The organism is Mesorhizobium sp. BHbdii (genome assembly GCF_053848045.1).
The window spans coordinates 1-548 of record NZ_JBSPKX010000111.1; the positions used below are offsets into that span (position 1 = coordinate 1).

1 protein-coding gene is annotated in these 548 nt (G+C 62.0%); it reads left to right on the top strand.

Annotation, left to right across the window (positions count from 1 at the left end; all coding sequences use genetic code 11):
• The coding region (locus ACWTU8_RS32115; RefSeq protein ID WP_455851288.1) for a LacI family DNA-binding transcriptional regulator at window positions 1-548 on the top strand (548 nt) is incomplete at both ends.

The window sequence follows — 548 nt, forward strand, 5'->3', positions numbered from 1 at the left end:
GGACTATCAGCCAAACGTTTTCGCGCGCAATCTCAACCGCAAGCGCACCCGCAATGTCGGCATCGTCGTGCCGGCGCTCACCGATCCGTTCTATGCCGAAATGGTCAGCCGCATTGAGTTGCGCTGCCGCGACGAAGGTTTCTGGCCGATCGTCATCTCCTCGCACGGCTCACCGAAACTGGAGGCGGAATCGGTCAGGACGCTGATGTCGCTGAAGGTTGCCGGCGCCATCGTCGCGCCGCTGGGGTTGGTTTCCGAGCCCGGTGTCTTCGAGCGGATGAGCGAGGACATACCGATCGTCTATTTCGACACCTATATCGAGGGCGACACGCCTTTCGTCGGCAACGACAACCGCCAGAGCTCGTCGACCATCGTCGACTATCTCTGCCGGTCCGGCGAACCGCCGGTCTATGTCGACATTCCGCACGTCAATCACAATTCCGGCGAGCGCCTGCAGAGCTATATCGACGCGATGAGGGCCGCCGGCCTGGAACCCGTCGTGCTCAAGGCGGCGGGCGACTACAGCTGGGATTTTGAGCGCATCGGCC